This window comes from Streptomyces dysideae (genome assembly GCF_001514305.1).
Taxonomy (GTDB): Bacteria; Actinomycetota; Actinomycetes; order Streptomycetales; family Streptomycetaceae; genus Streptomyces; species Streptomyces dysideae.
In genome coordinates, this window is the sequence record NZ_KQ949084.1 from 184,360 (window position 1) to 203,420 (window position 19,061).

Genomic DNA, 19,061 nt, shown 5'->3' on the forward strand with positions numbered 1-19,061 from the left:
GCTACGATCTCCCGCGGGCTTCCGCCATCCGCTGCTCCGCGATCCGGTCGGCCGCCGCCGCCGGCGGAATCCCGTCCGCCTTCGCACGTGCGAATATGGCCAGCGTGGTGTCGTAGATCTTGGCCGCCTTCGCCCTGCACCGCTCGAAGTCGAAGCCGTGCAGCTCGTCGGCGACCTGGATGACACCGCCGGCGTTCACCACGTAGTCGGGCGCGTAGAGGATCCCGCGGTCGGCGAGGTCCTTCTCGACGCCCGGGTGGGCGAGCTGGTTGTTGGCGGCGCCGCAGACCACCTGGGCGGTCAGCACCGGCACGGTGTCGTCGTTCAGCGCCCCGCCCAGCGCGCAGGGGGCGTAGATGTCGAGGCCCTCGACCCGGATCAGCGCGTCCGTGTCCGCGACGGCCAGGACGTTCCGGTGCCGCTCGGTGATCCGCCGTACGACGTCCTCGCGCACGTCGGTGACGAACACCTCGGCGCCCTCCGCCACCAGGTGCTCCACGAGGTGGTGGCCGACCTTGCCGACGCCCGCGATGCCGATTTGCCGGGCACGCAGCGACGGGTCGCCCCACAGGTGCTGGGCGGAGGCCCGCATGCCCTGGTAGACGCCGAAGGCGGTGAGGACGGAGGAGTCGCCGGCGCCGCCGTTCTCCGGCGAGCGGCCGGTCGTCCAGCGGCACTCGCGGGCGACGACGTCCATGTCGGCGACATACGTGCCGACGTCGCAGGCGGTGACGTAGCGCCCGCCCAGCGAGGCCACGAACCGGCCGTAGGCCAGCAGCAGCTGCTCGGTCTTGATCTTCTCCGGGTCGCCGATGATCACGGCCTTGCCGCCGCCGTGGTCGAGACCGGCCATGGCGTTCTTGTACGACATCCCGCGGGCGAGGTTCAGCGCGTCGGCGACGGCCTCCTCCTCGGTCGCGTACGGGTAGAAGCGCGTACCGCCGAGGGCGGGGCCCAGTGCGGTGGAGTGGATGGCGATGACGGCCTTGAGGCCGCTGGCACGGTCCTGGCAGAGCACGACTTGCTCATGACCGCCCTGGTCCGAATGGAACAGGGTGTGCAGTACATCAGCAGGTGCGCCGGTTACGTCGGTCACTGTGGTGACTCCTGGGTAAGTAGCGGCGGTTGGTGACAGCTCCCGTACGGGTGGCGGGGTGCTGTGGCACGAGATTAGAGCCTGGTGGGACCCGCTCACCGCGCCGTGCTCAGGATCACCTACTCCCGGAGTACGGCCGTGCGACGATTTGCATAGTTTTCCCGCTCGTTCGTGTGTGGGTTTCGCAGGTTTTCCTGGCAGACGGCGGGGGAGGGAGCAGGCGTGCCCAAGGTGTCCTCGGTGGTCGTCCCGTACGCGACCTATCTGCGCGTGTACGAACCGCTGGCCGCCTTCCCCGAGCCGGAGCGCGGCCACTGGGCGCGCTACGCCCGCCGCCCCGACCGTCCCTCGTACCAGGACGAACTGCGCCGCGCCCTGGCCGACTTGCTGCCCACCCCGCCGGTCCCGGTGCCGGTGCACGAGAGCGGCGACGCGTTCGTGCTCGATGTCGACGGGGTGGTGTGCGTCTGCCCGTGGCGGACCCGGCTGCGCGGCTGGCAGGCCCTGGGGGAGCTGGCCGAGGAGCTGCCCAAGCCAGTCCTCGACGCGGTGCTGCCGGAGGTCGTAAGGCGTCAGGCGGCCCAGGACTACGAGCGCTGGCTGCGCCGCAACCCGGACGCCCGCCCGTGGATCCGCACCTCGACCTGGCAGGTGCCGCTGCACTGGTTCGTGCTGGTCGGTGACGAGGAGCGGGAGTACGGCAAGGGGTCCGGCGACGAGGCGCCCGTGCTGCGCTACCGGACGCCCATGGTGCAGGCGCGGCGGCGCGTGGCGCGGGCGCTCAGGACGCTGAAGGACACCATCGACGAGGGGCCGCTGATCGACGGCCTGGTGGACGTCGGGCGCTGGCTGGAGGAGTTCCATCCGCGCTCCCTGGTGGAGCTGGACTACGGCGGCCTGGTGCACGTGCTGCCGGCCGGCGAGCTCGAGGGCGATCACTCGGCGGCGGACGTGGCAGCGGGCATCGACGCGCTGCGGCGTGGCGACGGGGATGCGGCTGGGGTGGCGTACGGGCGGCTCGTGGAGCGGTGGCGGGCGGTGCGGGACCGGCGCTCGGCGAACTGAACGTGTCCTGGGTCACGATGAGCGGGTCTTAGGTCACGAACGGATGTTTGACGAGACGCCCGTTTTGGGGTTTCGTCCTCGTTCTGAGGCGCTTGGAGTTCCTGAGGTTTCGTCAACATGGGACGTAGGTTCCGATCCGGGCGTTCGCCTCAAGTCCGTGTCAAGCGTGACGGACCGCACGTACGCGGCCCTTGCGTCCCTTGCCCCTCCTCGTGCCAAAATAGGACAAGGAGTCCGGGGGAGGATTCCGCTCGCATTGCACGCTTTGGGGGGTCAGATGACTCCTGCACGCCACTGTGACTGATCGTCACAGTGGCGTGACTGTCCGCTATGGCATGGTCCATCGGCTTCCGTCGCTGATGAACACCTGGAGGGCAATTCCATCGGTTTGGCCGACGCGGCTGGACAGATGGTGTAGTTGTAGTGCCGAGGACAAGCCGTTCGTCCTATAACCGACTCGACTCGCGTCCGCCATTTCGGGCAACGCGGGTCAAGGTGCAGAATTTAGAGGAAAGAACCGAGAAGGTTCGGTTCTCCCGAGGAGGCCGCTCATGACCGCTCGCACCCCTGATGCCGAGCCGCTGCTGACCCCGGCTGAGGTCGCCACGATGTTCCGCGTAGACCCGAAGACGGTCACGCGGTGGGCGAAGGCCGGAAAGCTTACGTCCATCCGTACGCTCGGCGGACACCGCCGTTACCGCGAGGCTGAGGTCCGCGCTCTGCTCGCGGGTATCCCGCAGCAGCGCAGCGAGGCCTGAACAACTCCATATCCGGGCAAACCGGCAGGTCCCCCCACTGTGCCGTAGCGCCCGAACCCTAGCTCCAAGCGACGCGGGTTCTGCCCCAACAGGGCCCACGCCCAAGCCAGTCAGAGCTCTTCAGGCAAGCAACAGGGTGCGTCGTAGATCGCGCTGGACTCCGCCGGGTCCAGCGCGATCTTTTTTGTGCGCGCTGTGGTGCCGGCCGGACACGTCTGTGAGCGTCCTTGTCGGAGTCTGGTGGGGGGTGTGGGGAGGGGTGTCGGGAGGGCCGTCGGGTCTGGTGCAATTGCACATATTAAATCGACCAGTTGTAGGCAGGGTGTAAGTACCGCGGTTTCAAAAACTCATGCGGTGACACCCGTCACATGCCGGGATGCTTGTTGCCTCTGGCGTAGTGCGCTACAGGGAGGCGGGGGAGGGGCTTTCGTCCTCCATGGCCTCTACGGCCTTCACCGCCTTCACGGTCTCCTCGGGGCCACTGCCGGCGTTGTGCGGCGGGGAGTCCATCGCCAGCCGCAGCAGCTGATGGCAGATCGGGCAGTGCCGGGTGAGATGTCGATAGGAGGAGGCGGCTGCCAGATGTGCACGAAGCAACGCCCGAGTCTCGTGCCTAGCCGAAGCCGCCATACGCCACCTCCAGGAGGGCCTGCGGGGAACGGGCCTGGTTTCTGGGTACCGAGCGAATGTGACGGCGTCAAGGCGCTGCGGAGCGTCGTGCGGACGCAAGAGAGCCCGGGTCATCCGACCCGGGCTCTCTTTACTGCTTGCTGCGGTCCTGACGGGATTTGAACCCGCGGCCTCCACCTTGACAGGGTGGCGAGCACTCCAAACTGCTCCACAGGACCAGGTTTCGCGGCGCGATTCCTGCGTTGCGCTGCGAGAAGAGACTGTACAGGAGGGGGTGGGCCCCGGTCGAACTCACCCAACGTACAGGGCCGGTTACGGGACCAGCGCGTCGATCGTCTTCACGATGCGCTTGTCGGAGACGGGATACGCCGTGCCGAGCGCGTGGGCGAAGTAGCTGACCCGGAGCTCCTCGATCATCCAGCGGACGTCCAGGACCGGCGAGGGGACCGGGCGGCCCTGCGGCATCTGCTCCAGGAGCCAGGCGTACTCGTCCTGCATCTCGTGGACCTTCTCCATACGGGTCGTGTCCCGCTGGACGTTGGTCGGCATCTGCTGGAGGCGCCGGTCCACCGCGACCAGATAGCGCATCAGGTCCGGCATCCGGCGCAGGCCCGCCTCCGTCACGAAACCGGGCCGTACGAGGGCGTCCAGCTGCTTGCGTACGTCCGTGAGGTTCGCGAGCAGCACAGGGCTTCGTACGCCCTTCAGACGGCGCTCACAGGCCTGCCAGGCGGCCAGCACCTGCTGCACCTGGCCCACCGTACGGACCGTCGTGTCGACGATCTCGGCGCGCACTTTGTCGTAGAGCTTCCGGTACGACTCCTCGTCCCACGCGGGGCCCCCGAAGTCCCCGATCAGCTTGTCCGCCGCCGCCATCGCGCAGTCGTCGAACAGGGCCTGGATGGAGCCGTGCGGGTTGGCGGACAGGGCGAGCTTCTGGGCGTTCGTCAGCTTCTCGGACGCGAACTTCGCGGGATTCACCGGGATGTTGCGAAGGATCAGCCGGCGGGTGCCCTTCCACATCGCCAGCTGCTGCTCCGCCTCCGTGTCGAAGAGGCGTACGGAGACCGTGTCGCCGTCGTCGACCAGCGCCGGGTACGCCTTCACCGGCTGGCCGGCGCGGCGGGTCTCGAAGACGCGGGTGAGCGTGCCGATGGACCAGTCGGTGAGGCCCTTGCGTTCCAGGGACTCGCCGCCCTGGCGCTCGGCGGTCGCGGCCGCGGCCTGCGAGAGGGCCTGCCGTGCCTTCGGCTTCAGCTGGAGCTTCAGCGTCTCCAGGTCCTTGTCCTCGGCGAGCTTGCGGCGCCGCTCGTCGACGATGCGGAAGGTGATGCGCAGATGCTCCGGCACCCGCGCCCAGTCGAAGTCGTCGGCCTCGAAGGGCACGCCGACCATGCGCTTGAGCTCGCGCGCCATGGTGGTGGTGAGGGGCTCCTGCTGTGACATCGGGCGGCCAGAGGCCGACGGCACAGCGGTGTCCAGGAACCGCTTCGCGAAGTTCGGCGCGGGGACGTAGTTCCGGCGGATCGGCTTCGGCAGGGAGCGGATCAGCTCGGTGACGAGCTCTTCCCGCAGGCCCGGGATCTGCCAGTCGAAGCCCTCGTCCGTGACCTGGTTGAGGACCTGGAGCGGGATGTGGACGGTCACGCCGTCGGCGTCCGCGCCCGGCTCGAACTGGTACGTGACGCGGAACTTCAGCGGTCCCTGGCGCCAGGAGTCCGGATAGTCGTCCTTGGTGACCGCTTCCGCCGACTCGCGGATGAGCATCTCCCGCTCGAAGTCGAGGAAATCGGGCTGCTCGTGCCGTTTGTGCTTCCACCAGGAGTCGAAGTGGGCGCCGGAGACGACGTGTTCGGGGACCCGCTGGTCGTAGAAGTCGAAGAGCGTCTCGTCGTCGACGACGATGTCCCGGCGCCGGGCACGGTGCTCCAGTTCCTCGACCTCGCTGAGGAGTCTGCGGTTGTCGGCGAAGAACTTGTGGTGGGTGCGCCAGTCGCCCTCGACGAGGGCGTTGCGAATGAACAGTTCGCGCGAGGTCTCCGGGTCGATCCGGCCGTAGTTGACCTTGCGCTGGGCGATGATCGGGACGCCGTAGAGCGTGACCTTCTCGTACGCCATCACCGCGGCCTGGTCCTTCTCCCAGTGCGGTTCGCTGTACGTCCGCTTCAGGAGGTGCTCGGCGAGCGGCTCGACCCACTCGGGCTCGATCTTCGCGTTGACGCGGGCCCAGAGCCGGGAGGTCTCCACCAGCTCCGCCGACATCACGAAGCGCGGGGTCTTCTTGAAGAGGGCGGAGCCAGGGAAGATCGCGAACTTGGCGCTCCGCGCGCCCAGGTACTCATTCTTCGAGCCGTCCTTCACGTCCTTCATCCCGATGTGGGAGAGGAGGCCGGCGAGGAGCGAGACATGGACGCGGTCGGCGGGGGCGTCGTCCTCGTCGAGGTGGATGCCCATCTGCTTGGCGACGGTCCTCAACTGCGAGTAGATGTCCTGCCATTCGCGAATGCGCAGGAAGTTGAGGTACTCCTGCTTGCACATCCGGCGGAACGACGACGAACCCCGCTCCTTCTGCTGCTCACGGATGTAGCGCCACAGGTTGAGATAGGCGAGGAAGTCGCTCGTCTCGTCCTTGAAGCGGGCGTGCTGCTGGTCGGCCTGGGTCTGCTTGTCGGCGGGGCGTTCGCGCGGGTCCTGGATGGAGAGCGCGGCCGCTATGACCATGACCTCGCGGACACAGCCGTTCTTGTCGGCCTCCAGGACCATGCGGGCCAGGCGGGGGTCGACGGGGAGCTGCGCGAGCTTGCGGCCGGTGTCGGTGAGCCGCTTGCGTGCGTCCTTCTGGGCCGGGTCCAGCGCGCCGAGCTCCTGGAGGAGCTGGACGCCGTCGCGGATGTTGCGGTGGTCCGGCGGGTCGATGAAGGGGAACTTCTCGATGTCGCCGAGGCCGGCGGCGGTCATCTGCAGGATGACGCTGGCCAGGTTCGTACGGAGGACCTCCGCGTCCGTGAACTCCGGGCGGGCAAGGAAGTCGTCCTCGGAGAAGAGGCGGATGCAGATGCCGTCGCTGGTGCGTCCGCAGCGGCCCTTGCGCTGGTTGGCGCTGGCCTGGGAGATCGGCTCGATGGGGAGACGCTGGACCTTGGTGCGGTGGCTGTACCGGCTGATCCGGGCGAAGCCGGGGTCGATGACGTACTTGATGCCCGGGACGGTGAGGGAGGTCTCGGCGACGTTGGTCGCCAGAACGATCCTGCGGCCGGTGTGGGGCTGGAAGACGCGGTGCTGCTCGGCGTGCGAGAGCCGGGCGTAGAGGGGGAGGACCTCGGTGCCCTGCCCATGAGCGCCTCCGGCGCGGGGGTAGTTCTTCTTGATGAGCGCGTCCGCGGTGTCGCGGATCTCCCTCTCTCCCGAGAGGAAGACGAGGATGTCGCCCTTGCCTTCGGCCTGGAGTTCCTCGACGGCGTCGCAGATCGCGGTGATCTGGTCGCGGTCGGCATCGTCGCCGTCCTCTTCGAGGAGGGGGCGGTAGCGCACCTCGACGGGATACGTCCGGCCGCTGACCTCGATGATCGGGGCGTCGCCGAAGTGCCGGGAGAAGCGCTCGGGATCGATGGTCGCCGAGGTGATGACGACTTTCAGATCCGGCCGCTTCGGCAGCAACTGCGCGAGATAGCCGAGCAGGAAGTCGATGTTCAGGGACCGCTCGTGGGCCTCGTCGATGATGATCGTGTCGTAGGCGCGCAGCTCGCGGTCGGTCTGGATCTCGGCGAGCAGGATGCCGTCCGTCATGAGCTTGATGAAGGTGGCGTCCTGGTTCACCTGGTCGGTGAAGCGGACCTTCCAGCCGACGGCTTCACCGAGCGGCGTGTTCATCTCCTCGGCGACGCGCTCGGCGACGGTGCGGGCGGCGATACGACGGGGCTGGGTGTGCCCGATCATGCCGCGCACGCCCCGGCCGAGCTCGAGGCAGATCTTCGGGATCTGCGTCGTCTTCCCGGACCCGGTCTCACCGGCGACGATCACGACCTGGTGATCACGGATGGCCTCCGCGATCACGTCCTTCTTCTGGCTGACGGGCAGCTGCTCGGGATACGTGACGGACGGCACACGGGCACGCCGCTCGCCCATCCGTACCTCGGCCTTCCCGACCTCGGCCTCGATCTCGGCGAGCACGGCGGCGCGGGCCTCGGCGCTACGAATCTTGCGTGCACCTTCGAGCCTGCGCCCGAGCCGGTGCGCATCACGCAGGGACAGCTCGGTCAGGCGGGGGGCGAGAACGCCGAGGGCGGGGGCAGGGTGCGTAGACATACGCGGTCCAGGATCTCATCCCGGGGAAATTCGTGGCGAACGATTTCTCTGCGGTGCAGTGCCAGGGGTGTCGACGCCAACGCAAAACCCCCGTCGATCATCTCGACGGGGGTCCTTGGGTGGTGGCTGGGGCCGGGGTCGAACCGGCGACCTATCGCTTTTCAGGCGATCGCTCGTACCAACTGAGCTACCCAGCCACGAGGTTTCACAGAAACCTCGGCGGTCCTGACGGGATTTGAACCCGCGGCCTCCACCTTGACAGGGTGGCGAGCACTCCAAACTGCTCCACAGGACCAGGCTGTTGCGTACGACAGTGTCGCACACGGCGATGTGGGTTCCAAAAAGATGGCTTCTGGTTGGTTTGACCTGCACTTTTTCGGTGCCCGGCATCGCTGGATCAGCATATCAGAGCTCCGATGGTGTCCCGAACCCGTTATTCAGGGGCCCGTGTGGACGTACGCCGCCCACCAGAGGGGATCGGGGTTGTGGTCGCGCAGGTGGCGTACGGCGGCGTGCAGGGCCTGGGCCGGGGGCAGGGCCTCGTTGCCCTCGGTGTCCCACAGGGCCGTGTAGAAGGCGTCGGCAACGCGGAGCGCGCCGACGTCGTCCACCGCCCACTGGGCCGCCACGGCATGGGCGAACCCGGCCAGTTGCAGGGCGCCGGCCAGGTGGATCGCCTCGTCGGCCAGGACGATGGCGCCGCGGGCGGTCTCGCAGGCCGAGAGGTAGGCCAGGTGGGCGGCGGTCAGGCGGAGGCGGGAGATGTCGGCGACCGTCACGGGGCCGGCCTCGTCGTGGTCGTGGAGGTGGAGGGCGCCGCCCGCGGAGGTGCTGGCGCCCTGGGTGCCGTGGCCGGAGAAGTGCAGGTGGGTGTGGGTGGGGAGGGCTGAGAGGAGCGCCTGGCGGGTTGCTTCGGGGGCGGTCAGGAGGGTGGGGGCGGGGACGCGGTTCGTGAGTAGGCGTATCTCTTCCGTCGCGTGGGGGAGGGGTGGGAGGCCTGGGGTTGTGGACTGGTCCACCGCCAGTAGGCGGGTGGGGGGTGGGGTGCTCCCCGTCGTGGTGGTCAGGGCTCGCAGGGTTGGTGTGTACGAGCAGACGTGGCGGTCGGGGAGGGAACGGGTCTCGTCGGCCGCCGTGGGCGTGTAGTGGCCCGCGGCGTGCAGGGGGAGGAGGGCGAGCAGGCCCGTGGGGCACCACCACAGGTGGGAGCCGGGCGGGGCGGGGTCCAGGGCGGCCAGGACGGGGGCCGCCACCGTGTCCCACAGCCAGGCCAGGGTGCGGATCAGGACGCGCTGGGCACGCCAGGCGCCGGCGGGGGAGCCGCCGAGGGCGGACAGGGCGTCCAGAAGGGCGCCCGTACGTTCGATGAGGCCGCCGTCGCCGTCCAGGTGCAGGCCGGGGAGGGGGACCGTGCGCAGGCCGGTGCCGGTGACGATGAGGGCGTCGCAGCGCAGGGTGCTGGTGTTGACGACGATCACGGGGCCGTTCGCGGCGGTGGCCTGGAGGCGGTCGGGAGAGGGCAGGCGCAGGAAGTCCTCCAGGCCGGGGAGTTCGCGGGCCCGGGCGATCAACTCGTCCATCTCGCGGGCGAGTTCGCGGTGCTGTTCAGCCGCCGTGCGCTGGGCGCGGGACAGGCGGGCGGGGTCGGTCGTACCCGCGCTCGCCGGGGCGGGGTCCGGGGCCGGGGTCTCCAGCAGGGCCCGGATCTCGCGGATGCGGTCGGCCAGCCGGGGGGCGCGTTCGCGCAGGTCGGTCATGTCGTCGCGGGTGTTCAGGGACTGGGCGAGGAGGACGCCTCGGCCCTGTTCCAGCAGGCGCAGGGCCTCCTGCGGGTGGCCGGCGTTCAGGGCCGCGGCGGCGGCGTCGTTGGCCAGGCCCGGCACCTTGCCGAGGGCGTCGAGGCGGTCCCGGCGGTCGAGGCCGTGCCAGGCCGGCAGGGGCAGTTCGGCGACGGCGGCCCGGTAGGCGTCGAGGGCCTCGTTCCAGTCGCCGAGGGCGGTGGCGGCGGCGGTCCAGCCGCGGGCGGCGTTGAAGCGTACGGAGGCCGGGGCGGTGGCGATGGTGGTGGCCTGGCGGAGGACTTCGCAGGCGGTGCGGAGGTCGGCCTCAGTGCCGTTGTCGGTAGCGGTGGCGCTGGTGTCTGTTCCGGTGCGGTGCCTGGTGCTGGCGTCGGCTCCGTTTCCGGTGCGTGCCCGGGGCCCGGCGTCGGTCCGATCCCTGGCGCCAGCCTTCGATCCGTCCTGGATCGGAAGGAGTGAGCCCGAGGTCAGGATCAGCGTCGGAGTCGATGTCGAGGCCGGGAACGGGTCCGGAGCCGGGGACGGAGGCGGGACCGTTTCCGTTTCCGTTTCCGTTTCCGGAGCCGGAGCCGGAGCCGGAGCCGGGCCCCGAGCCGAGGTCGAAGCCCCGGGCCGGCCCTCGCCCTCGCCTTCGTGCCCGCTGCCCTCCACCCCCGCCACCCGCCCCAGCAGCGCCGCCCCCAGCGTGGTCAGGCATGCCGCCCGTTGTGGATGGTCCTCGGGGATGGTCCGTAGGGCCGCGCGGGCGACGTGGGCGGCTTCCGTCGCGGCGTCGGTGTCCGTGTCCGTGCGGGTCAGGAGGGCCGTCGCGAGGTTGGTCAGGTAGAGCGGGCGTGCGGGGTGGCCTTCGGGGCACAGGCGTACGGCGTCGCGGAGGCGGACGACCGCCTCGTCGGCGTCGGAGCGGCGGCCGTCGCGTTCGTGGCGGCGGCGCAGGGCCAGGCCCAGGTTGCTCAGGCAGGCCGGGCGGTGTGGGTGGTCGTCGGGGACGCCGGCCGCGGCGCGGGCCGCGTCGATCGCGTCGTCGAGGTCGGCCGCGGTGCGGGTCCGGTCGTAGCGGGCGAGGAGGGCGAGGGTGAGGCTGCCGCGGTGCCCGGGGCCGTCCACGTGGCCGTCGGGCAGGGCGGCCACCGCCGTGCGGAGCGACTCGATCGCCTCGTCCAGGTCGGCGAGGGCGCCCGACGCCTCGTAGCGGCGGCGCAGGGCGATGCCCAGGTTGGCGAGGTGGACGATGCGGTGGGCGACGTCCGTGGTGGTCGTCGACTCCACCGACTCGCGGCCCGCGCGCACCGCGTCCGTGAGGTCCTGCTGGGCGCCGTACGCGGTGTGTCGGGCGATCAGGGCCGTACAGAGGTTGGTGAGGTAGACCGCCCGGCGGGGGTGTTCCGTGGGGAGAGCATCGATCGCCTGTTCGCTCAGGTCGACTGCTCGGTCCAGGTCGGTGCGGTCGCCGAGGCGTTCGGCTCGGACGCGGAGGGCGGCGCCCAGGTCGGAGAGGAGTTTCGCGTGGTGGGCCGTGGAGCGGTGGCGGGTGCGCAGGGCGGTTTCCAGGTGGCGTACGGCCTCGTCGAGCAGGGTGAGGTCGTCGTTCTGCTGGTAGGCGGCCTGGAGGGCGCGGCCGAGGTTGAACAGGATCTGGCCGGCGTGCGGGTCGGTCTCGTCGGTGAGCCGGTCGGCGGCCCGGCGGTGCTGGATGAGGGCCTCGGCGAGGTCGTCGGGGTCGGCGGTGCGGGCGTGGCGCTGCATCAGTGCGCCGCCGAGGTGGGATTCGTCGATGGTCCGTTGCGGGTGGTCGGGGTCCGCCTCGATCGCCTGCTGGAAGGCGGTGATCGCCTCGTCCAGGTCGGCGGGGGAGAGGGTGGTCCTGAAGCGGCGAATGCAGGCCTTGCCCAGCTCGGAGAGGCACTTGGCGCGGGCGGCGGGTTGGAAGCCGAGGTCGGAGAGGTGATCGGCAGCCCTGCGCAGGACGTCGACGGCCTCGTCCGTGTCGTCCTGGGAGCCGGTCCGTACGGAGCGCGCGGACAGGGCCTCGCCGAGGAGGGAGAGGGACATACCCAGTTCGGGGTTGTCGGGCTGGGTGGCTTCGGTGCCGCGGCGGCCCGCCGTGATCGCCGCGTCGAGGTCGGGTATGTCGTCGGTGGCGTCGAAGCGGGCCAGCAGGGCGCGGGACAGGTTGTAGAAGTGCTGCGGGGGGACGCTGTGGTCGTCGGTGGCGGTGTCCTGGAGCAGGGCCACCGCCTCGTCGATGTCCGGACGCTGCCGCGCATGCTGGAAGCGGACCCGCAGGGCCTGGCTCAGGGCCTCGGTGGCCACGGGACGGTCGGGGCTGGTGTCGGGTGCGGCCGCCAGCGCCAGCCGTGCGGTGTCCACGGCCTCGTCCAGGTCGGCGGCCGCCCCGGACCGCTCGGCCTGCGAACGGAGGATGTTGCTGAGACCGCTGAGGTGGCCGTGCCGGGCGGGATGGTCCGGCGGGGAGTCGGCCACGGCCCGCCGCGCCGCGGTCACGGCCGCGTCGAGGTCGGCCTCCTCGCCGAACCGTTCGTACCGCCGCTCCAGCGCGCGCCCCAGGTTGGACAGGTACATCGGCCGCTGCGGATCCTCCGGCGCGGCGTGCTCCACGGCCTGGCGGAACGTTTCGATGGCCTCGTCCAGGTCGGCGAGCGCCGCGTTCCGCTGGAACCGCATCAGGAGGGCGGCGCCCGCGTTGGAGTGGTACAGCGCCTGCGGTTCGGGGGCGGCGCGTACGGCTTCCCGGCCGGTGTCGATGGCGAGGTCCAGGTCCGCGGGTTCCTGCCGCAGCCCGTAGCGCACGCTCAGCGAGCCGGACAGGTTCGCCAGGTACATGCCCCGGCTGGGATCGTCGTCCGTGGCCAGCCGCACCGCCTCGCGGCCCCGGGCGACGGACTCCTCCAGGTCCGCCTCGGCGCCCCGCACCATGTACCGGTAGCGCAGCCCGCTGCACAGGTTCGACAGCATCATCGCCCGCCCCGGCCAGAACTCCGGCAGTACGGCCTCCAGCTCCCGCCACTGGGCCAGCGCCTCCTCCAGCGCGTCCTCGTCGCCGGCGGTCTGCCAGCGCGCGAACAGCTCCAGCGCGCGGGCCGCCGCGGTCTCCAGGTCCTCCGCGGCGGGCATGTCCAGCGTCGCGGCGGACTCCCGCAGTTCCTCGGGCACCTCGTCCGGCGTGAACCTTCCGACCAGCGCGTACAGCGTCAGCGTCAGCTGGGCCTCGGGACCGCCTTCGGCGGTGTCCGGGCCGAGGATCAGGGCGCGGGCGTAGTGCAGGGCGGCGACCAGGGTCACGGCGGACCGGTCGAGGACGTAGAGGGGCCCGTCCGGTGTGCCGTCCGGGGTGCGCAGGACGACCGCCCGCAGCTCGTCGGCCTCGGCGACGGCCGCCGGGTCCAGCACCGACTCCTGGACGCCGCGGCTCCAGACGTCGTCGACCCGCTCCCCGAGCTGCCGGGCGAGCAGTTCCACTCGCGCCCAGCCGCTGTCGTCCCGCATCCTCCGCCCCCGTCGGCCCCTGCCGTGCGTGTGCTCAGGGCATCATGATGGTCCATCAACTCCGTGGGGGAGGAGAGTACGTCGTGGAGACGCCGGAGCTGCTGGGTGCGCTGTGCCGGGAACTCCCCGAGCTGCGGGCGGTCGCCGCGGAGTCCGGTGACAGCGCGGCCCTGGAGGAGACCCTGGCGGCGGCCCGGCGCGGTGAGCCGGTCGTCGCCCGGCTGACGGAGCTGGGGCTTGTTCGCCTGGCCGCGGCTGTGGCTGGTCCTGAACGAGTCCGAGCAGAACACGCTGCGCGCCGCCCGCACCGAGCTCGACGCCGCCGTCGCGGTCGCCGGGTGGGGGGTGCTGATCGTGCTGCCGGGCCTGTGGTGGTGGCCGGCCCTGTTCGTCGCGGCGGGAGTCTTCGCCGCGGGGCTGCGCCGGACGCGGGCCGCCGTGGACACCATGGCGCATCTCACCGAGGCGGCGTTCGATGTGCGGGGTGCGCTGCTCGCGCGGGAGCTGGGGTTCGGCGTACCGGAGGGGCCGTTGCCGCCGGACGTCGGCGCGCAGGTCACGGTGCACCTGCCGAAGCACGCGTGAGGAACGTGAGCGAGAAAGAAAAAGAAGGAGACACGCAAAAACCCGCTCCCCTAAGGGAAACGGGTCTGTGCACGTCGTTCGCTGGTGCCCCCAACGGGATTCGAACCCGTGCTACCGCCTTGAAAGGGCGGCGTCCTAGGCCGCTAGACGATGAGGGCTATCGGCCCGCCTGGGCGCCTCGCGGCGCGTCGGGGACGTGAGCAGCATATGGGATGACGGGAGGGTTCGCCAAAACGGTTTAGGGGGTGGGGGTGGGGGACGTGGGGTTTGCCCCGGGTTGGTTCTCCTCCGGCAGGTGGCGGCTGACCTCCGCCGTCGTCAGGCCGAGGCCGCCGAGTTTGATCGCGTCCCAGGCCTGGAGGCGGCGGGTGTCGCGGTCGAAGTAGAGGATCGACGCCTCGATCGGGTCCGGATACTTGCCCTCGACCGCCCGCAGACCGCTGCCGCCCGTGGAGCCCTCGATGCGCAGCCGGGTGCCCCGGTCCAGGACCTCCATCTCGTTGTGGTGGATGTGCCCGGCCAGCGCCAGTGGCACCTCGCCGTCCGTCTGCCGGGCCGCGACCGGTTCGTGGGCGACGGCCACGTCCACCGGGGTGCCGGCTGCCTTCTGGTCGCGCAGGGCCGAGGCCAGGCGGGCGCCGGCCAGCTGGTTCGCCGCGTCGCCGCCGGGGATCGTCGAGCGGTCGGGCGTGAACTGCGGGTCGCCGATGCCGGCGAAGCGCAGGCCCGCGACCGTCTTCGCGCGGCCGTCGTCGAGGACGTGGACGTTCTCCAGGCCCTCCAGATAGCGCTGGGTGATACCGGAGTCGTGGTTGCCGCGGACCCAGACGTACGGCGCGCCGAGGTCCTCGATCGGGTCCAGGAAGCCGTTCTCGGCCGCCGCGCCGTGGTCCATCGTGTCGCCGGAGTCGACGATCACATTGACCTTGTACTGGTCCACCAGCGAGGTGATGATCTTCCAGCTCGCCGGGTTGAGGTGGATGTCCGAGACGTGCAGCACCCGGATCGTGTTCGGGGCCGGCCGGTAGGCGGGGAGCGTGGAGGTGACGTCGTACAGCTTCGTCATGTTCGTCACCAGACGCGCCAGCTCCTTCTGGTAGACGTCGAATTCGGTGACGATGCTGCGCGCGCCGCCGACCACTGAGGGCGCCGAGGTGAGCAGGCCGGAGAACTTCGGCTCCAGGACCGAATCGGGGTTCCAGGTGGCGTACGCCGTCCCGCCCGACGCGGCGAGCAGGGTGAGGGCGAGGCCGCCGGCGGCGAGGGCGCGGCGGGGGCGGCGGTAGACGGCGAGGCCCAGGGCGGTGGCTCCCGAGACGACGGCCACGCAGCTGCGTACGGCCAGGTCGCGGGTGCCGTCGGCGACGTCGCGGGTGACCTCGTCCTGGAGGCCGGAGAACCGTTCCGGATGGTCGATCAGGGCCTGGGAGCGGGCCGGGTCGAGCTGGTCGACGTTCACGTCCAGGCGGACCGGGGCGATGTGGCTGTCGAGCTGGAGGGCGCCCAGCGGAGAGACGTTGATCTTCGTGCCGCCGGAGAGGGACGGGCGGAGCGTCATCGTCGTGTCCATCGGGCCGACCGGGGTCCGGACGTTGCCGACGATCAGCAGCCCCAGCCAGGCGCCGAGGAGGACGACGGCGACCATGCCGAGGGCGCGTCCCCAGGGGTGGGGATGGGAGATGAGCTCAAGGGTGGGGAGGGGGCGGCGCGTGGCGTAGTGCCGGGTGAGGGCGTGCGGGAACTTGCGTACGCGGTTCAGCGCGGCGAGGGCTACGGCGGGGACGCGGGCCATTAGTCCCATGTGCCCATGTATGGGGGTGGATATGCGGGAGGCCCGCGAGTCTCATACGGCTGCTTCGTGCCGGACAATGGGGCGCGTGCTGGAGATGACGCGTGAGGAGTTCGAGGAACTGGTCGCCGAGGCGCTGGACCGGATCCCGCCGGAGTTGACGCGGCTGATGGACAACGTCGCGGTGTTCGTCGAGGACGAACCGCCGGCGGACGATCCAGAGCTGCTCGGGCTCTACGAGGGGACCCCGCTGACCGATCGCGGCGAGTGGTACGCCGGGGTGCTGCCGGACCGGATCACGATCTACCGGGGGCCGACGCTGCGGATGTGCGAGAGCCGGGAGGAGGTCGTGGCGGAGACCGAGGTGACCGTGGTGCACGAGATCGCGCATCACTTCGGGATCGACGACGCGCGGCTGCACGCGCTCGGGTACGGGTGACGGGCGCGGCCTCCGGGTCTGATTACCGGGTCTGATGAACAGGGCGCGTGTCCTCTTGTGGGCGGCGGGAGTTGGGCAGGTTGACTCTTCCCCGCCCTCGGAGGTGGCCCCGTGCGCCCCTTGTACGTACCCGTCCGTCTGGCCGCCACGGTGATGGCCGTCGCCGCTGCCGCCGGCTGCATGAGCGTGGGCGACGACGAGGGAGGCGGGAGCGCGAAGCCGTCGCACTCGGCCGGGCAGCGGGGCGGTGAGGCGCCCGACGGGGGCTCGGCGGCGTCGGGGAGTGGGACCGGGTACGGGGCCACCGCGGAGGACGGCAAGCACGGGAAGCACGGCAAGGAGAAGAGCGAGAGCGAGCCGCCGTCCCCCTCGGCGCTGCCGTCGGCGGAGGCGAGCGAGCCCGCTCCGGCGCGGGGCAAGCCGGTCAAGCCGGGCAAGGGCGAGAAGCCCACGCCCACGCGGACCGCTGTGACGCCGACCACTCCCACGCGGACGCCGGACCCGGAACCGGCACCCATCGAGGAGCCGACGTCCGCCTCGCCGGAGCCGACGGAGGCCGAGCCGTCGTCGTCGGCGCACGAGGAGACGGAGCCGCGAATGGCGTAGGGGGAGTCGGCGCCGGCCGCGGGGTCGTCGGCGCGGGAGTGTGCGCAGCCGGGCTGCTGACCTGGGCTTATGTGCTCAGTTTGCCTTGGGGGGTGGTGGGTGCGTATGGTGGCAGATCGTTTGATCCCATTTGCCCGGCGCCAACGCAGAGCGCGCCGTGTGGCGCGTACTCTCCCTTGCCGTGGCTGACCGCATAGAGGCGGTCGTATTGCGAATCACGGAGTTGACGGGCGCGTGCCGACGAGACTCCGGAAGGTTTCGCTAACGCATGTCCATTTCCAGTACTGATCACGTCGTCGTGCCCGAGAACGAGGCTGTCGAGAACGAGGCTGTCGAAGCCGCTGCTCCCGAAGACGCTGCTCCCGAGGCGACGTTCGCGGACCTCGGTCTCCCCGAGGGCGTCGTGCGCAAGCTCGCGCAGAACGGCGTGACCACCCCCTTCCCGATCCAGGCCGCGACCATCCCGGACGCCCTGGCCGGCAAGGACATCCTCGGCCGCGGCCGCACCGGCTCCGGCAAGACCCTCTCCTTCGGTCTGCCGCTGCTGGCGACGCTGTCCGGCGGCCACACCGACAAGAAGAAGCCCCGTGGCATCATCCTCACGCCGACCCGTGAGCTCGCGATGCAGGTCGCGGACGCGCTGCAGCCGTACGGCGACGTGCTCGGCCTGAAGATGAAGGTCGTCTGCGGCGGTACGTCGATGGGCAACCAGATCTACGCCCTGGAGCGCGGCGTCGACATCCTCGTCGCCACCCCGGGCCGCCTGCGCGACATCATCAACCGCGGCGCCTGCTCGCTCGAGAACGTCCAGGTCGCGGTCCTCGACGAGGCGGACCAGATGTCCGACCTGGGCTTCCTGCCCGAGGTCACCGAGCTGCTCGACCAGATCCCGGGCGGCGGCCAGCGCATGCTGTTCTCCGCCACGATGGAGAACGAGATCTCCACGCTGGTCAAGCGCTACCTGAGCAACCCGGTCACGCACGAGGTCGACGCCGCCCAGGGCGCGGTGACGACCATGTCGCACCACATCCTCATCGTGAAGCCCAAGGACAAGACGCCGGTCACCGCGGCCATCGCCTCCCGCAAGGGCCGCACCATCATCTTCGTCCGCACCCAGCTGGGCGCCGACCGAGTCGCCGAGCAGCTGCGCGACGCCGGAGTGAAGGCCGACGCGCTGCACGGCGGCATGACGCAGGGCGCGCGGACCCGGACGCTGGCCGACTTCAAGGACGGCTACGTCAACTGCCTGGTCGCCACCGACGTCGCCGCCCGCGGCATCCACGTCGACGGCATCGACCTGGTCCTGAACGTGGACCCGGCCGGCGACCACAAGGACTACCTGCACCGCGCCGGCCGTACGGCCCGTGCGGGTCGCACCGGCACCGTGGTGTCCCTCTCCCTCCCGCACCAGCGCCGCCAGATCTTCCGCCTCATGGAGGACGCCGGCGTCGACGCCGGGCGGCACATCATCCAGGGCGGTACGGCCTTCGAGCCGGAGGTCGCCGAGATCACCGGCGCCCGGTCGATGACCGAGGTCCAGGCCGAGTCGGCGGGCAACGCCGCGCAGCAGGCCGAGCGTGAGGTCGCTCACCTCAGCAAGCAGCTCGAGCGGGCCCAGCGCCGCGCGACGGAACTGCGCGAGGAGGCCGAGCGTCTGGTCGCCCGGGTCGCCCGGGAACGCGGCGAGGACCCCGAGGCGGCGATCGCCGAGGCGCAGGCCGCGGTGGCGGCCGAGGCCGCCGAGGTGTCCGTGCCCGAGCAGCCGGTGGCGCAGACGGTGGACCGGCGCGAGCGGGACGAGCGTACGGAGGGTTCTTCCTCCTCGTACGAGCGCCGTGAGCGTCGTGACGACCGCGGTGGTGACCGTGGTGGCTTCCGCCGCGACGACCGTGGCGGCGACCGTGGTGGGCGTGGCTACGAGCGCCGGGACAACGACCGGGGCGGCTTCAACCGGGACCGCGGCGGTGACCGTGGTGGCTTCCGTCGCGATGACCGTGGCGGTGACCGTGGTGGGCGTTCCTTCGAGCGTCGGGACGACCGTGGCGGTGACCGTGGTGGGCGTTCCTTCGAGCGTCGCGATGACCGTGGCGGTGACCGTGGTGGGCGTTCCTTCGAGCGTCGCGATGACCGTGGCGGCGACCGCGGTGGGCGTTCCTTCGAGCGTCGCGATGACCGTGGCGGCGACCGCGGTGGCCGTACCTTCGAGCGCCGTGACGACCGTGGCGGCTTCCGTCGCGACGAGCGTCCCGCCCGCTCTTTCGACCGGCGTGACGAGCGCGGTGGGCACCGCGGCAGCGACCGCCCCTTCAACCGCGACCGCCAGGCCGACCGCCCGGGCTTCCGCACCGGCGGCCACGACCGTCCGAGCCACGACCGCCCGAACGGCCGGCGTGACGACCACCGCGGCGCCGGCACGTTCGGCCGCCGCGAGGACAAGCCGCGCTGGAAGCGCAACGGCTGACGCCGGGTAGTAGGCAGGCGT

The 19,061-nt window shown here is 70.8% G+C and carries 11 protein-coding genes and 4 tRNA genes; 6 read left to right on the plus strand and 9 right to left on the minus strand.

Features of this window, described 5'->3' with window-relative positions:
- Position 1: 1 nt before the first annotated feature.
- Positions 2 to 1,096, minus strand: a complete 1,095-nt coding sequence (locus AQJ91_RS18525) for a Leu/Phe/Val dehydrogenase (protein WP_067022462.1) — start codon at positions 1,094 to 1,096, stop codon at positions 2 to 4.
- A gap of 222 nt (positions 1,097 to 1,318) precedes the next feature.
- Between AQJ91_RS18525 and AQJ91_RS18530 the strand changes: the two genes are divergently transcribed.
- Together AQJ91_RS18530 and bldC are read left to right on the plus strand one after the other, a co-directional pair.
- Positions 1,319 to 2,161, plus strand: a complete 843-nt coding sequence (locus tag AQJ91_RS18530; RefSeq protein WP_067022464.1) for a DUF8083 family protein — start codon at positions 1,319 to 1,321, stop codon at positions 2,159 to 2,161.
- A gap of 551 nt (positions 2,162 to 2,712) precedes the next feature.
- On the plus strand, positions 2,713 to 2,919 hold the full coding sequence (gene bldC / locus AQJ91_RS18535) for a developmental transcriptional regulator BldC (RefSeq protein ID WP_003949541.1): 207 nt from the start codon (positions 2,713 to 2,715) through the stop codon (positions 2,917 to 2,919).
- 402 nt (positions 2,920 to 3,321) lie between these two features.
- Here the strand turns inward: bldC and AQJ91_RS18540 are convergent, their stop codons facing one another.
- The 6 genes from AQJ91_RS18540 to AQJ91_RS57370 form a co-directional block, all read right to left on the minus strand.
- Complete coding sequence (locus AQJ91_RS18540) at positions 3,322 to 3,549, minus strand: DUF6274 family protein (RefSeq protein ID WP_067022465.1); 228 nt, start codon at positions 3,547 to 3,549, stop codon at positions 3,322 to 3,324.
- A gap of 143 nt (positions 3,550 to 3,692) precedes the next feature.
- Positions 3,693 to 3,767, minus strand: a tRNA-Asp gene (locus AQJ91_RS18545).
- 94 nt (positions 3,768 to 3,861) lie between these two features.
- Positions 3,862 to 7,854 (minus strand): ATP-dependent RNA helicase HrpA, encoded by a 3,993-nt coding sequence (hrpA, locus tag AQJ91_RS18550; RefSeq protein WP_067022466.1) that lies wholly within the window; start codon positions 7,852 to 7,854, stop codon positions 3,862 to 3,864.
- Between the two features lie 120 nt (positions 7,855 to 7,974).
- Positions 7,975 to 8,051, minus strand: a tRNA-Phe gene (locus AQJ91_RS18555).
- A gap of 23 nt (positions 8,052 to 8,074) precedes the next feature.
- Positions 8,075 to 8,149 (minus strand) — tRNA-Asp (locus tag AQJ91_RS18560).
- 142 nt (positions 8,150 to 8,291) lie between these two features.
- Positions 8,292 to 13,160 carry a CHAT domain-containing tetratricopeptide repeat protein gene (locus tag AQJ91_RS57370; protein ID WP_067022467.1) on the minus strand — a complete coding sequence of 1,623 codons (4,869 nt, stop codon included), beginning with the start codon at positions 13,158 to 13,160 and terminating at the stop codon, positions 8,292 to 8,294.
- 237 nt (positions 13,161 to 13,397) lie between these two features.
- Here AQJ91_RS57370 and AQJ91_RS18570 point away from each other — a divergent pair, with 237 nt between their 5' ends.
- On the plus strand, positions 13,398 to 13,745 hold the full coding sequence (locus AQJ91_RS18570; RefSeq protein ID WP_067022468.1) for a hypothetical protein: 348 nt from the start codon (positions 13,398 to 13,400) through the stop codon (positions 13,743 to 13,745).
- An 82-nt stretch (positions 13,746 to 13,827) separates the two neighbouring features.
- Here AQJ91_RS18570 and AQJ91_RS18575 read toward each other — a convergent pair.
- Together AQJ91_RS18575 and AQJ91_RS18580 are read right to left on the minus strand one after the other, a co-directional pair.
- Positions 13,828 to 13,903 (minus strand) — tRNA-Glu (locus AQJ91_RS18575).
- A gap of 80 nt (positions 13,904 to 13,983) precedes the next feature.
- Entirely contained in the window at positions 13,984 to 15,537 is a 1,554-nt protein-coding gene (locus AQJ91_RS18580; RefSeq protein WP_067022469.1) for a metallophosphoesterase family protein, read from the minus strand.
- Positions 15,538 to 15,622: 85 nt separating this feature from the next.
- Between AQJ91_RS18580 and AQJ91_RS18585 the strand changes: the two genes are divergently transcribed.
- The 3 genes from AQJ91_RS18585 to AQJ91_RS18595 all read left to right on the plus strand — a co-directional run bounded on the left by AQJ91_RS18585 (position 15,623) and on the right by AQJ91_RS18595 (position 19,040).
- On the plus strand, positions 15,623 to 15,973 hold the full coding sequence (locus tag AQJ91_RS18585) for a metallopeptidase family protein (protein WP_067022470.1): 351 nt from the start codon (positions 15,623 to 15,625) through the stop codon (positions 15,971 to 15,973).
- A gap of 111 nt (positions 15,974 to 16,084) precedes the next feature.
- Positions 16,085 to 16,579 carry a hypothetical protein gene (locus tag AQJ91_RS18590; protein WP_067022473.1) on the plus strand — a complete coding sequence of 165 codons (495 nt, stop codon included), beginning with the start codon at positions 16,085 to 16,087 and terminating at the stop codon, positions 16,577 to 16,579.
- A 268-nt stretch (positions 16,580 to 16,847) separates the two neighbouring features.
- Positions 16,848 to 19,040: a DEAD/DEAH box helicase gene (locus tag AQJ91_RS18595; RefSeq protein WP_067022475.1), complete on the plus strand. Its 2,193-nt coding sequence runs from the start codon at positions 16,848 to 16,850 to the stop codon at positions 19,038 to 19,040.
- The last annotated feature ends 21 nt before the right edge of the window (positions 19,041 to 19,061 follow it).